The sequence below is a fragment of the Falsigemmobacter intermedius genome, from assembly GCF_004054105.1.
Taxonomy (GTDB): domain Bacteria; phylum Pseudomonadota; class Alphaproteobacteria; order Rhodobacterales; family Rhodobacteraceae; genus Wagnerdoeblera; species Wagnerdoeblera intermedia.
Genome location: NZ_SBLC01000009.1, coordinates 121,040 through 134,417, shown reverse-complemented (window position 1 = coordinate 134,417; position 13,378 = coordinate 121,040). Strand labels below are relative to the sequence as shown.

The following is a 13,378-nucleotide window of genomic DNA, read 5'->3' as shown; positions in this document are numbered from 1 at the left end:
CCAGCGAGATTGCCTCTGGCGGAAGGTCTCTGCCCTTTCAGGCAGAGACACCGAAGCGGCCCGTCAGGTGGCGGCCCCCTCCCCCTCGCGCCCTGCGCGGGGATCAAGGCTGTAGGGCCGGGCGGCTCCCGCGCGGCTGCTTGCCACCACCAGGGCAAAAAGCGGCGACAGACGCAGCAAAAGCCCGCCCGCCTCCTCCACACTCTGCCCGGTGAGGGCCGCGAGCAGTCGCGCGACGGGAAGCGCGGTGCCAGGATCGGCGATCAGCCCGCTCAGCACATCGGCGCTGACCAGCAGAGCGGGCAGAATGCCCAGCCAGAAACTGCGGGTGCGTCCGATGAAAACCGGGGTCAGCGACGACAGAGGGCTGCTCATGTTCTGCTCTCCTTTGGCAAAGCCTTCAGACAAAGAGTGGTTTCAGCCAGGCGCCGCGCGGTCAGCCCGGCGACGACGCGCCCGCCCGCGCGGTTCCAGCGCGGCAGTTCCGAGCAGGCCGCCGCCCAGTCCCCCGCCCGTGCCAGCCGCACCAGCGTCGAGCCACAGGCCGCCCCCGGGCCGACATTATAGGTCCAGCTGGTCAGCGCGACCTGAACACCCACCGGCTGCGCGCTCAGCCCCGGCAGGCAGGCCGCAAGGGCCTGATGATAGCTGTCGAGTGCGGCAAGAAGCCCCGCCTCACAGTCTGCGCGGCTGCGCTGCAGACCAGGGGTGACACCCCGCGTCTCACCATAGCAGATCGTCCAGACCGGCGGCTCCGCCAGACGGTCGAGATAGGCCTCGGTGCGCAGCCCCTCCCAGGGCATGACAAAGGCCGCCGCCGCCAGCAAAAGCGCGGCCTGGGGCAGCAGGGGCGCAGGCTCTGCCGCAGGCCCGGCCCTTCGGCGCAGGATGACCTGAAACAGACTGTTGATTACTCCGGCAAACATCATTCCCCTCCCGTGACGATGACGCCGACAGGCTCTCAAACCCGCATTAACCTTTTCCTGACAGAGCGTTCCCTGACAGGATCTGCGGGGGCATCCCGCGGTCACGGCGGCACAGGAAGCATTTGCCAGCTACGGCTGCCGGCTGTAGGACTCGAAGGTCAGAACGGGCGGACAGGGGGAGGTTCCGGCGTGCAGATCGCCTTTCATCTTGGCGCACATGCGACCGACGACGGCGCCATTCTGAAGGTGCTGCACCAGAACCGCGCAATGCTTGCGGATCAGGCCATCGCCGTTCCCGGACCCGAGGCCTATCCCGACCTGCTGCGCATGGCCGCCCGCGGCTTCGCCGGGCAGCCCGCCCCCGGCGCAGAGGACCGTGACGCGCTGCTGAACCGGCTGGCCAGGCCCCCCGCACAGGCCCCCGCCGCAGAACGGCTGGTCTTTTCCTTTGAAAGCTTTCTGGGATTTGCCCAGGACGCGGCGGACCCTGCAGGGTTTTACCCGATGGCTGAGGCCAGAGCCCGGGTGCTGGGCGATCTCTTTGCGGGCCACCAGCTGGAGCTGTTCTTTTGCCTGCGCAATCCCGTCACGCTTCTGCCCGCCCTTGATCAGCGCCGCCGCGCCAAGGGGGGCACGCCCCTGACCCTCTCCCCCCAAGAGGTGCCCTCCTGGACGGAGTTTGCCGCCGCCCTGCGGCGCGCCCTGCCCGCAGCCCGGCTGACCTTCTGGTGCGATGAGGATGCCCCCGTCGTCTGGCACCGCATCCTGCGCGCGGTCGCGGGATTTGATGAGGCAAGCGAGCTTCAGGGAGCGCTGGACTATCCGGCCGCTTTGCTGGCCGCCGAGCCTGAGGCGCTGCGCGATCTGCGCGTCTGGTTTGAAACCCGCCGCCCCGCAAGTGATCTCGAGCGCGCAAAAGCGCTGCGCAGCCACCTTGCGCAACTCGCATCGCTGCCGGCCGTCAGCGCCGGGCTGGAGGGCTGGAGCGCGGGAGATATCGCCCGCCTGACAGCCCTTTACGACGAAGACTGCGCCCGCATCGCCCGGATGCCCGGCGTCAGCTTCATCCTGCCCCCCGTTGCCTGAGGCGCCGCCTCAGCTCTCAGCCCGGGTCACGTCATGAGCGTGGATCCAGTCATACCGCCCGACAAGCATCCCCGGCGCAAAGCGTGAGGCCAGCCGCAGCGCAAGATGCGCGGCCTCTCTCGCCGGAGATCTGAGATGGTAATTCCGTGCATTGGCGCTGGCCGCTGCCACGACGCGCGTTACCCGATCAAAGCGCCGCTTCTGATAAAGCGCCAGGGCCGCAGCAAGGCTGTCTGTTTCGCTGAGGGCCCCGGCCAGGACCCAGGCATCCTCCAGCGCCAGATTGGCGCCCTGGGCCAGAAAAGGCAGCGTGGGATGCGCCGCATCCCCGACCAGCGCCAGCCCCGAGGAGGGATTTCCCGCCGCCACAGCCCCCCAGCGCCCCGCCACAGGATGGCGAAAAAGCCCCCAGAGCCAGCAGCTTTCAACCTGCTCCAGCCAGCCCTGAACCTTCGGGGAAAACCCGGCAAAGGCGGCGCGCAGATGGTCGGGATCATCGGGCTGCGACCAGCCCTCCTCGGTCCATGAATTGCGCTCTTCGATGGCCACGATATTGCGCAGGCTGCCGTCGCGTAGCGGATAGCTGACGAGATGCCGGCCCGGCCCCATATGGATCTCGGCCTTCGCCCCGGCGCCGGGTGCGGCCGGGATCAGCGCGCGCCAGGCCACCTGACCGGTAAAGAAGGGACGCGAATCGGGCAAAAGCGCACGGCGGATCACCGAATGAAGCCCGTCCGCCCCGATGACCAGACCGGGATGCATCTGCGCGCCCTGCGCACTGCGCAGCCAAGGGCCGTTATGATCCAGACCTGCCGCCTCAATGCGCTGCAAAAGGCGGATCTCAACCCCCGCAGCCCGCGCACCCTGCTCGAGAACTGCGATCAGATCGGCGCGATGGACCAGACGCCAGTCCTGCCCGGGGCGCAGCTCCCGCATCGGCAGACGCGCCACCAGCGCATCATCGGCCCCGTTGCGCAGCTCCACCGCCTCAGAACGCCAGGATCCGGGTGGCACCTCAAGTCCCAGAGCCCGCAAAACCGCAAGCCCGTTGGGACTGAGTTGCAACCCCGCCCCGACCTCTGAAATCTGCGCGGCCTGCTCCAGCACGGTGACCTTGGCTCCGCGCAGCGCCAGGGCGCGCGCAAGGGCCAGCCCTGCAATGCCCGCCCCAAGAATGGTCGCGTGCTCTCCGATCAGCATGGCTGCCCCTTTGCCTGTCCCACCCGCGCAGAACCCTCCCTCTGCCCCGGGGTGGTCCCCAAAAACCTGCGCCGGGGGAACCCCCGGCGCAGGTGAAACTCGCTCAGATCCGCCGGATCAGTCGTCGCGGTGAACCCGCTCGCGGCGCTCATGACGTTCCTGCGATTCCAGGGTCATGGTGGCAATCGGACGGGCATCAAGACGCTTGAGGCTGATCGGCTCTCCGCTCATCTCACAATAGCCGTATTCGCCGTTATCGATCCGGCGCAGCGCCGCATCAATCTTGCCGATCAGTTTGCGCTGACGGTCGCGCGTACGCAACTCAAGGGCGCGGTCGGTCTCTTCAGAGGCGCGGTCTGCAATATCGGGCACATTGCGCGCACTCTCACCAAGGTTATCGAGCGTCTCTGCACTCTGGTCGAGCAGCTCGCTTTTCCAGTTCAAAAGCTTGCGACGGAAATATTCCAGCTGCCGATCATTCATGAAAGGCTCGTCCTCGGCGGGACGGTAATCGTCTGGCAGAAAATTCTCTGCTTTCATGAGCTCTCCCCGGTTGAGGACGGGCCGGGACGTCTGGTCGGATACGGTCATGCGGCCCCTCCTTCGTGGCGGCTCATTAGCGCAGGCACATGGGAATGTCACGGTGATTCTGCCCCCGCCTGCGACTTGCAGCCGCACCCCCGCGTGCTATGGTCGCCTCCGATTGCACGAACAGGGAACGGCGGAGCTTCGATGAAATTCACCTCGACCGACAGCTATATTGCCACCGAAGATCTGACCATCGCGGTGAATGCAGCCGTCACACTGCAGCGTCCGCTTCTGGTGAAGGGCGAGCCGGGCACCGGCAAGACCGAGCTTGCCCGTCAGGTCGCCGCAGGCCTCGGGCTGAAGATGCTGGAGTGGAATGTCAAATCCACCACCCGCGCCCGGCAGGGTCTTTACGAATACGATGCCGTCTCGCGCCTGCGCGACAGCCAGCTCGGAGATGAGCGGGTCCATGACGTGAAAAACTACATCCGGAAAGGCAAGCTCTGGCAGGCCTTCGATACCGATGAGCGCGTCGTGCTGCTGATCGATGAGATCGACAAAGCCGATATCGAGTTCCCGAACGATCTGCTGCAGGAACTCGATAAGATGGAGTTCCACGTCTATGAAACCGGCGAGACGATCCGCGCCCGGCAGCGCCCGGTCGTCATCATCACCTCGAACAATGAAAAAGAACTGCCCGACGCCTTCCTGCGGCGCTGCTTTTTCCACTATATCCGCTTCCCCGATCCGGAGACGCTGAAACGCATCGTCGAAGTCCATTTCCCCGGCATCAAAGAAGACCTTCTCAGCACGGCTCTCAGCCAGTTCTTTGAGATCCGCGAAACTCCGGGACTGAAGAAAAAGCCCTCAACCTCAGAAGTTCTCGACTGGCTTAAACTGCTGCTGGCGGAAGATCTCGGACCGGAGGATCTGAAGCGTGAAGGCAGTCACCTGCTGCCGAAACTGCACGGGGCGCTGTTGAAGAACGAACAGGACGTGCATCTGTTTGAGCGCCTGGCCTTTATGAGCCGGCGCGGCTCGCGCTGATCCGGGCACCATGCCGCGCCAATGGCGCGGCGGCCTCCGGCGGGAGTATTTAAGAAAACCCAAAATTGACAGTGGCTTTTGGGTTTTCAAAAATACTCCGGGGGAGGAGGCGGCGAAGCCGCATCCGGGGGCAGCGCCCCCTGAAGGCGACGGGGCCGCGCGGAAAATCGCTGTTTCACAGCGCGGCGCGATGGTCTAAACCCCGGTCCAACTCATCTTTTGGAACAGGACGCGATGGCACGGCATCTCATCACCTCCGCCATTCCCTATATCAACGGGATTAAGCATCTGGGCAACCTCGTGGGCAGCCAGCTGCCGGCGGATCTTTATGCCCGCTATCTGCGCGGACGCGGTCATGAGGTTCTCTTCCTCTGCGCGACGGACGAGCATGGCACGCCGGCCGAGCTGGCGGCGGCGAAGGCGGGCAAGCCCGTCGATGAATTCTGCCGCGAGATGTATGAGGTTCAGGCGAAGATCGCCGAGGGCTTCCGGCTGTCCTTTGACCACTTCGGCCGCTCTTCGAGCCTGCAGAACCGCCATCTGACGCAGCATTTTGCCTCGCAGCTGGCGAAGAACGGCATGATCTCGGAAGTCACCGAGCAGCAGATGTATTCGGTCGCTGACGGCCGCTTCCTGCCCGACCGCTATGTTGAAGGCACCTGTCCGAACTGCGGCTATGACAATGCCCGCGGTGATCAGTGTGACAACTGCACCAAGCAGCTCGATCCGGCTGATCTCATCAACCCGCGCTCGGTGATTTCGGGATCGACCGAGCTTGAGATGCGTGAGACGCGCCATCTCCATCTGCGCCAGTCGCAGATGAAAGAGAAGCTGGCTGACTGGATCGACAGCAAGAAAGACTGGCCGATCCTGACCACCTCAATTGCGAAAAAATGGCTCAATGACGGTGATGGTCTCGCCGATCGCGGTATCACCCGTGATCTGGCCTGGGGTGTGCCGGTTCAATATGAAGGCGCGCCCTGGTCGGGCATGGAGGGCAAGGTCTTCTATGTCTGGTTTGACGCGCCGATCGAATATATCGCCTGTTCGCAGGAGTGGGTTGACGCCGGTAAAGGCGCAGACTGGGAGCGCTGGTGGCGGACGGACAAGGGCGCGGAGGATGTAACCTATACCCAGTTCATGGGTAAGGACAACGTCCCCTTCCATACGCTGTCGTTCCCCTCGACGATCTTTGGCTCGGGCGAGCCCTGGAAGCTCGTCGATTACATCAAGAGCTTCAACTATCTGAACTATGACGGTGGTCAGTTCTCGACCTCGCGCGGGCGCGGGGTGTTCCAGGACCAGGCGCTGAGCCTGCTGCCCGCCGATTACTGGCGCTGGTGGCTGCTGAGCCATGCGCCCGAGTCCTCGGATGCGGAATTCACCTGGGAGAACTTCCAGGTTTCGGTCAACAAAGACCTCGCCGATGTCTTGGGCAACCTCGTCAGCCGCGTCACCAAGTTCTGCCGCGCGAAATTTGGTGAAGTGGTGCCTGAAGGCGGCGTCTTCGGGCCGCAGGAAGAGAAGCTGATTGCCGAGCTTGAGACCCGCATCCGCGCCTATGAGGGCTTCATGGATGCGCGCGAAGTGCGCAAATCGGCGGCTGAACTGCGGGCGATCTGGGTTGCGGGCAATGAATATCTGCAGTCCTCGGCCCCCTGGACCGTCTTTAAGACCGATCCGGTACAGGCGGCGGCGCAGACGCGCGTGGCGCTGAACCTGATCCGCCTTTACGCGGTGCTCTCGCGTCCGTTCATCCCGGATGCGGCGGCCTCGATGATGGCTTCGGTGCAGAGCGGGGACTGGTCCTGGCCTGAGGATGTGGCTGCCGCGCTGAACGTGCTGCCTGCCGGCCACGGCTTTACCACCCCGGAGGTGCTCTTCCGCAAGATCACCGATGAGGAGCGTGTCGACTGGCAGGCCCGCTTCGCCGGCACCCGTGACTGAACGCAAAAGGCGCCCTGCGGGGCGCCTTTTTCATGGGGATCGTCGGGGGATCTGCAGGGGGATCTGTCGGCGGCTTCCCCTCAGTCGAGTTGCTCTGCGGCCAGGACCTGACCGGGCCCCTGCTCCTGGACGATGACCACGAGCCGGTCCTCTCCCTCGAGCGGCAGGCGCAGCGAGATCGGTGCCTCGCCCCGCCACTCAGCAAGGCGGGTCCAGGAGGTGACGACATTGCGGTAAGTGATGGTCTGGCCTGCATTTTCACCGCGCTCAATCTCAACTTCGCGGCCCGGGTGATAGCGAACGAGATGCAGAACGGCCGGGCGGCTCAGCGGCGCGGCGGCGGCGACATCAATCGTAAGGCTCTCCGCCTCGCGGCGCAGTTTCAGCCCGACAGCCGCCGGGCGCCTGGACAGTTCTGCGATGCGGGTGCGAATCTCAGCCTCGCGGGCCCCCTGCAACCTTTCGACTCCGTTGAGAATCACCTGAGGGGTGTAAATCATCTTCGCGCCGGAACTGAGCGCATAGCGCTTTTGCCGGATGGTATGGGCGGGGTCGGCAAAGGCATCTTCCCAGCCGAGGTAATCCCAGTAATCCACATGCAGCGCGAGCGCGATCACCCCGGGCTCATCGGCCAGCCGCGAGAAAACTTCATCCGCAGGGGGACAGGAGATACATCCCTGAGAGGTGAACAATTCAACCAGAACGGGCATTTGAGCGGCCTTCGGGACCGTATCGGGCAGGCCATCCTGCGCCGCCACGGCCGTGACGCTGAAAAGGGACATCGCGAGCCCTGCGCCTGCCGCCCGCAACGGCCGGCAGAATTGCTGAAATCCCTGTTTGCTCATCACGTCCCCCGGGGTGCCCTCCCTGAACGTGCTTAACCTGACCGGAGGGGCGCTGCCAATCAAGGATTTGCGATGAGAATTGAGGATTTATTGCGCGGATCCCGGTGCTTGACCCAGCGGCATTCCTGAGCGATTCAGGGGCGCAGGATAGGGCTGGATTTTCGGCATACAATTGCATACAACCAGCGCGACTCCCGCCCGCGGCACCCGCGGGCCAGGATCCCAGCAGGACCGCAAGCCAGGAGGCCTCCGCCATGACCGTTCAGGTCGGACACGACAGCCAGAATACCCGTAAGACCCTCACGGTCGGCGGGAAATCTTACAACTATTATTCGATCCCGGCTGCCGAGGCCGCAGGCCTGGGCGAGTTCTCGAAGCTCCCCGCCTCGCTGAAGGTCGTGCTCGAAAACATGCTGCGCTTTGAAGATGGCAAGACCGTTTCGGTCAATGACATCAAAGCCTTCTCCGACTGGGGCAAGCTTGGCGGCAAAAACCCGATCGAGATCGCCTACCGCCCGGCCCGCGTGCTGATGCAGGACTTCACCGGCGTTCCGGCGGTGGTTGACCTTGCCGCCATGCGCGACGGCATCCTGGGCCTGAAAGGCTCGGCTGCGAAGATCAACCCGCTGGTGCCGGTCGATCTGGTCATCGACCACTCGGTCATGATCGACGAATTCGGCAACCCGCGCGCCTTCCAGATGAACGTGGATCTGGAATATGAGCGCAACATGGAGCGTTACCAGTTCCTGAAGTGGGGCCAGGGCGCGTTCAACAACTTCCGCGTGGTTCCCCCGGGCACCGGCATCTGCCACCAGGTGAACCTGGAGTATCTGGCCCAGACCGTCTGGACCGATACCGATCAGGACGGCAACCTGGTTGCCTACCCCGACACCCTCGTCGGCACCGACAGCCACACCACCATGGTGAACGGCCTTGCGGTTCTGGGCTGGGGTGTGGGCGGCATTGAGGCGGAAGCCGCAATGCTCGGCCAGCCGGTCTCGATGCTGATCCCGGAAGTCGTCGGCTTCAAGCTGACCGGCAAAATGGTTGAAGGCACCACCGCGACCGATCTGGTTCTTAAAGTTGTGCAGATGCTGCGCAAACACGGCGTGGTCAACAAATTCGTCGAATTCTACGGCGAAGGTCTCGATCACCTGCCGCTCGCTGACCGTGCGACCATCGCCAACATGGCTCCGGAATATGGCGCGACCTGCGGCTTCTTCCCCATCGACGATGAGACCCTGCGTTACCTGCGCAACACGGGCCGAGACGAAGACCGCATTGCCCTGGTCGAAGCCTATGCCAAGGAAAACGGCTTCTGGCGTGGTGCGGACTACAGCCCGATCTACACCTCGACGCTGGAGCTCGACATGAGCACCATCGTTCCGGCGATCTCGGGTCCGAAACGTCCGCAGGACTACCTGCCGCTGACCGACTCGGCTGAGACCTTCTACAAACTCGTCTCGTCCTACCGCGGCATCGACACCTCGCTCGACGCCAAAGAGATGGCCGATGAGGGTGGTCCGGTTGTGGCTCCGCCGAAAGATCCGCGCAAAACCGTGCAGGTTGAGGGCAAAGATTACTCGATCACCGACGGCTCGGTCGTGATTGCGGCAATCACGTCCTGCACCAACACCTCGAACCCCTATGTGATGATCGGCGCAGGCCTTGTGGCCCGTAAAGCGCGTGCACTTGGCTTGAACCGTAAGCCCTGGGTGAAAACCTCGCTGGCACCGGGATCGCAGGTTGTGGGTGAATACCTGAAAAACGCGGGCCTGCAGGAAGACCTGGACGCCATCGGCTTCAACCTGGTCGGCTATGGCTGCACCACCTGCATCGGCAACTCGGGCCCGCTGGGCGATCCGGCGATCTCGAAAGCGATCAACGACAATGACCTCGTGGCTGCGGCTGTGCTCTCGGGTAACCGTAACTTCGAAGGCCGCATCTCGCCCGACGTGCGCGCGAACTTCCTCGCCTCGCCGCCGCTGGTCGTGGCCTATGCCATCGCAGGCGATATGAACATCGACCTGACGAAAGACCCGATCGGTCAGGACAAAGACGGCAATGACGTCTTCCTGAAAGACATCTGGCCCACCAACAAAGAGATCGCGGATCTGGTCCATTCGACCGTGACCCGTGAGGCCTTCCAGTCGAAATACGCCGATGTCTTCAAAGGCGATGAGAAGTGGCAGGCTGTTGAAGTGGTTGAGGCAGAGACCTACGACTGGCCGCCGACCTCGACCTATATCCAGAACCCGCCCTACTTCCAGGGCATGGGCCCGGATGCAGGCGTGATCAGCGATATCAACGGCGCCCGCGTTCTGGCGGTGCTGGGTGACATGATCACCACCGACCACATCTCGCCCGCAGGCTCGTTCAAAGCGACGACCCCGGCCGGCAAATATCTGACCGAGCGTCAGGTTGCGGTCAAAGACTTCAACTCCTACGGCTCGCGCCGCGGGAACCATGAAGTCATGATGCGCGGCACCTTCGCCAACATCCGTATCAAAAACGAGATGCTGGACGGTGTTGAGGGCGGCTATTCCAAAGGCCTCAACGGCGAGCAGACCTCGATCTATGATGCGGCCATGGAATACATGGAAGCCGGCATCCCGACCGTGATCTTCGGCGGCATCGAATATGGCGCAGGCTCCTCGCGCGACTGGGCAGCCAAAGGCACCGCGCTTCTGGGCGTGAAGGCCGTTGTGGCTGAGAGCTTTGAGCGTATCCACCGCTCGAACCTGGTTGGCATGGGCGTGATCCCCTTCGAGTTCACCAATGGCGACACCCGCAAATCGCTGGGTCTGACCGGCGATGAAGTGATCTCGATCGGCGGTCTGGCCGGTGATCTGAAGCCCCTCTCTCTGGTGCCGATGACCATCACCTATAAAGACGGCACCGTGAAAACCACGCAGATCAAATGTCGGATCGATACCGCCATTGAGATCGAATACGTCCAGAACGGTGGCGTGCTGCACTACGTGCTACGTAACCTCGCAAAATCGTAAGTCCTTCACAGGACACGGAAAGGGGCGCCCCGGCGCCCCTTTTTCATTTCGGGCTCCCGCAGGCACAGCCGCCGTCACGGCGCTTCACGAAGATCCGATTTGACTCTGCCCCCCTGCAGGCTAGCCTGCCCCTGCCCGTTCAGTATGGTGACCCTATGCTCAGACCTTTTCTTCCCGCAGCGCTTTTGCTGACCCTTGCCCTGCCGGGTTTTGCCCAGACCGCCCCGACTGCGGCCCCTCAGGCCCCGGCTGCGCCCGCGGCCTTCGGCCAGACCCTCAGCGGTGCAGAGTGGAAGGTCACCCGCCTGACCGCCCTCAGCCGCATTGAAGGTGAGGCACCGGGCATCAGCTTTGGCAAAGACGCCCGCGTCTCGGGCAGCTCGGGCTGCAACCGCTATATGGGCGGCTATAGCCAGGACGGGCAAAGCCTGACCTTCACCGAACTTGCCGGAACCATGATGGCCTGTCCGCCGCAGCGGATGGAGCTGGAGCAGCAGATGCTGGGCGCACTTGGTCAGGTGAAAGGCTTCCTCATCACCCCCGGCGGCGCGCTGGAGCTTTATGGCGACACCGGCCTTCTGCTGCGCGCCGAGCGCTGAAGCCGCTGTAAGATCTGCAAATTTCGCCACGCCCTCTTGACCTTTGGCCCGGTTTCCTGAAATTGAGCCTGCGTGCGGACGTGGCGAAACTGGTATACGCAGCAGACTTAAACGTGATTTGAGTGCCCCTCGGGAAACCGGGGGTGCATAACCGCTCAAAGTCGGGGAAAGCTACGGGGGAGACCCCTTGCCAATCCCGAGCCAAGCCTTTGGTAACAAAGGAAGGTGTAGAGACTGGACGGGCGGCACCTGACACCCTGCAAAGGGAATGGTGAAGGGACAGTCCAGCCCACGAACGCCCCCTTTCGGGGCGGCGGCGAAAGCCGAAGTGGGATGAAAATCTGCCACCCGAAAGGGTTTACGGGTTCGAGACCCGTCGTCCGCACCACTCTCCTCCCTGGATTAGATGCAGCCTTCTCCCCCCAAGGGGCGGGGATGCTTTGCCGCGATGATGGCGACCGGAGACATCAGGCGGCTCCGGTTCCTCTCTCTATCAGTGTCCGGCACCCATACTGCGCTGCAGAGGAGACGCGGCACGCCCCGCGATGACCGCGCCCTACGGACCAGGGCCGGAAGCCGCGCGCGATCCCGGCCCTCAAAGTCAGGTATTTTCTAACTATCTGCGAAAAAACAAGATTTCCCGCAACTATCCGCTTGCAGCGCCCGGCAACGCAGGGTAATTACTCCCCATGGCGGGCGGTTAGCTCAGTTGGTAGAGCGCTTCGTTTACACCGAAGATGTCGGGGGTTCGAGTCCCTCACCGCCCACCACTTTATAAAACGACGATCTGCGAAACCGCACCGGACACCGGCGCGGTTTTTATGGTTTTCGGGGCCTGGTGACAGAGATCGGGCCTTCTGTAACGGTGTCATAAAGGTGTGATCCGGCGCGGATAAGCGCAGGGCTGCCTGACTTTTTCCGGAGCCCCCTGTCTATGCCCTCTCCTCTTCCGCCCCTGTCCGCCGACAAAGAGGTTCTGCCGCGTGTCGGCATTGTGATCCTCGCGCTGGCCATGGGTGGCTTTTCCATCGGCACCATTGAATTTGCGGCCATGTCGCTGGTGCCCTATTTCGCGGCCGATCTCGGCGTGGATGCCGCCACGGCAGCCAATGCCATTTCCGCCTATGCGATCGGCGTGGTCTGCGGTGCGCCCGTGCTGGCGGTTCTGGGGGCCGGTCGGTCGCGGCGAAGCCTCCTGATCGGCTTTATGGGGCTTTATGCTCTGGCCAATCTGGCGGCGGCTGTCGCGCCGGACTGGAACAGCCTTCTGCTCTTTCGCTTTCTCTCCGGCCTGCCCCATGGCGCTTACTTCGGGGTGGCAGCCCTTGTGGCAGCCTCGCTGGTGCCGCCGAACCGGCGGACCTGGGCGGTCTCGATGGTGATGATGGGGCTGACGGTTGCGACCCTTGTGGGTGTTCCGGCCTCGAGCCTGCTGGCGCAGGGTCCTGGCTGGCGGTGGGGGTTTGGCGTCGCGGCGCTGCTTGCAATGCTCTGTGTGGGGCTGGTCCTGCTCTACGCCCCGAAGGATAAGCCGGAAGCCGGGGCGAGCCCTGCGGCGGAGCTTTCCGCCCTTGGCAACCGTCAGGTTCTGCTGACGCTGCTGACGGCGGCTGTGGGCTTTGGCGGGCTTTTCGCCGTTTATACCTATATCGCGAGCACCCTTCAGGAGGTGACCCTTGCGCCCTCCTGGGCAGAGCCGATGATGTTCACCATTACCGGCCTTGGCATGGTGGTGGGCACCCTGGTGGTCTCACGCGTGGCCGATCGCAATCCGCTGCGGTCCGTCGGGGTGATGATGCTGCTGTCGATGGCCATGCTGCTGGCCTATCCGGTCAGCACCCAAAGCCTGCCGATGATGGCTGTCACGCTCTTTGGCGCCGGTTTTGCGGGCGCGGTCGGACCGGCCATGCAGACCCATCTGATGGATGTGGCAGGCAGGGCGCAGACCATGGCCGCCGCCATGCACCACGCGGCCTTCAACGCCGCCAATGCGCTTGGCCCCTTTCTGGCTGCCATCGCGGTCTCCCGCGGCTTTGGCTTTCCGGCCTCTGGCTACGTGGGGGCGGCTCTGGCGTTCACGGGGTTTCTGATCCTGTGCTTTACCGCCTGGGATTACGGGCGCAGCAGGGAAGCCGTGCTGAAGTGACGGATGAAGAAAAGCCCGGAAGGTTCTCACCTTCCGGGCTTTTCTC

The 13,378-nt window shown here is 63.4% G+C and carries 11 protein-coding genes and 1 tRNA gene; 7 read left to right on the top strand and 5 right to left on the bottom strand.

Annotation, left to right across the window (positions count from 1 at the left end):
- Nucleotides 1-63: 63 nt before the first annotated feature.
- Together EP867_RS08620 and EP867_RS08615 are read right to left on the bottom strand one after the other, a co-directional pair.
- Complete coding sequence (locus EP867_RS08620; protein ID WP_128488182.1) at nt 64-375, bottom strand: hypothetical protein; 312 nt, start codon at nt 373-375, stop codon at nt 64-66.
- Entirely contained in the window at nt 372-926 is a 555-nt protein-coding gene (locus EP867_RS08615; protein WP_128488180.1) for a lysozyme, read from the bottom strand. The genes EP867_RS08620 and EP867_RS08615 overlap by 4 nt, the downstream gene beginning before the upstream one ends.
- 189 nt (nt 927-1,115) lie before the next feature.
- Here EP867_RS08615 and EP867_RS08610 point away from each other — a divergent pair, with 189 nt between their 5' ends.
- A complete protein-coding gene (locus EP867_RS08610) occupies nt 1,116-2,012 on the top strand; it encodes a hypothetical protein (protein WP_128488178.1) in 897 nt (298 codons plus the stop codon).
- Nucleotides 2,013-2,021: 9 nt separating this feature from the next.
- Here EP867_RS08610 and EP867_RS08605 read toward each other — a convergent pair whose 3' ends face one another.
- Together EP867_RS08605 and dksA are read right to left on the bottom strand one after the other, a co-directional pair.
- Nucleotides 2,022-3,212: an FAD-dependent monooxygenase gene (locus EP867_RS08605; RefSeq protein ID WP_128488176.1), complete on the bottom strand. Its 1,191-nt coding sequence runs from the start codon at nt 3,210-3,212 to the stop codon at nt 2,022-2,024.
- Nucleotides 3,213-3,329: 117 nt separating this feature from the next.
- On the bottom strand, nt 3,330-3,752 hold the full coding sequence (gene dksA / locus EP867_RS08600) for an RNA polymerase-binding protein DksA (RefSeq protein WP_128488174.1): 423 nt from the start codon (nt 3,750-3,752) through the stop codon (nt 3,330-3,332).
- A 192-nt stretch (nt 3,753-3,944) separates the two neighbouring features.
- Here dksA and EP867_RS08595 point away from each other — a divergent pair, with 192 nt between their 5' ends.
- Nucleotides 3,945-4,787 (top strand): AAA family ATPase, encoded by an 843-nt coding sequence (locus EP867_RS08595; RefSeq protein ID WP_128488172.1) that lies wholly within the window; start codon nt 3,945-3,947, stop codon nt 4,785-4,787.
- 234 nt (nt 4,788-5,021) lie between these two features.
- Complete coding sequence (metG, locus tag EP867_RS08590; protein WP_128488169.1) at nt 5,022-6,734, top strand: methionine--tRNA ligase; 1,713 nt, start codon at nt 5,022-5,024, stop codon at nt 6,732-6,734.
- Nucleotides 6,735-6,814: 80 nt separating this feature from the next.
- Here metG and EP867_RS08585 read toward each other — a convergent pair whose 3' ends face one another.
- Nucleotides 6,815-7,516 carry a DUF1223 domain-containing protein gene (locus EP867_RS08585; RefSeq protein WP_128488167.1) on the bottom strand — a complete coding sequence of 234 codons (702 nt, stop codon included), beginning with the start codon at nt 7,514-7,516 and terminating at the stop codon, nt 6,815-6,817.
- 317 nt (nt 7,517-7,833) lie between these two features.
- Here EP867_RS08585 and acnA point away from each other — a divergent pair, with 317 nt between their 5' ends.
- From acnA to EP867_RS08565, 4 genes are all read left to right on the top strand, one after another.
- Nucleotides 7,834-10,587 carry an aconitate hydratase AcnA gene (gene acnA, locus EP867_RS08580; protein ID WP_128488165.1) on the top strand — a complete coding sequence of 918 codons (2,754 nt, stop codon included), beginning with the start codon at nt 7,834-7,836 and terminating at the stop codon, nt 10,585-10,587.
- 155 nt (nt 10,588-10,742) lie between these two features.
- Nucleotides 10,743-11,186 carry an META domain-containing protein gene (locus EP867_RS08575; protein ID WP_128488163.1) on the top strand — a complete coding sequence of 148 codons (444 nt, stop codon included), beginning with the start codon at nt 10,743-10,745 and terminating at the stop codon, nt 11,184-11,186.
- A gap of 694 nt (nt 11,187-11,880) precedes the next feature.
- A tRNA-Val gene (locus tag EP867_RS08570) sits at nt 11,881-11,956 on the top strand.
- A 164-nt stretch (nt 11,957-12,120) separates the two neighbouring features.
- Entirely contained in the window at nt 12,121-13,332 is a 1,212-nt protein-coding gene (locus EP867_RS08565) for an MFS transporter (RefSeq protein WP_206616315.1), read from the top strand.
- Nucleotides 13,333-13,378 lie beyond the last annotated feature (46 nt).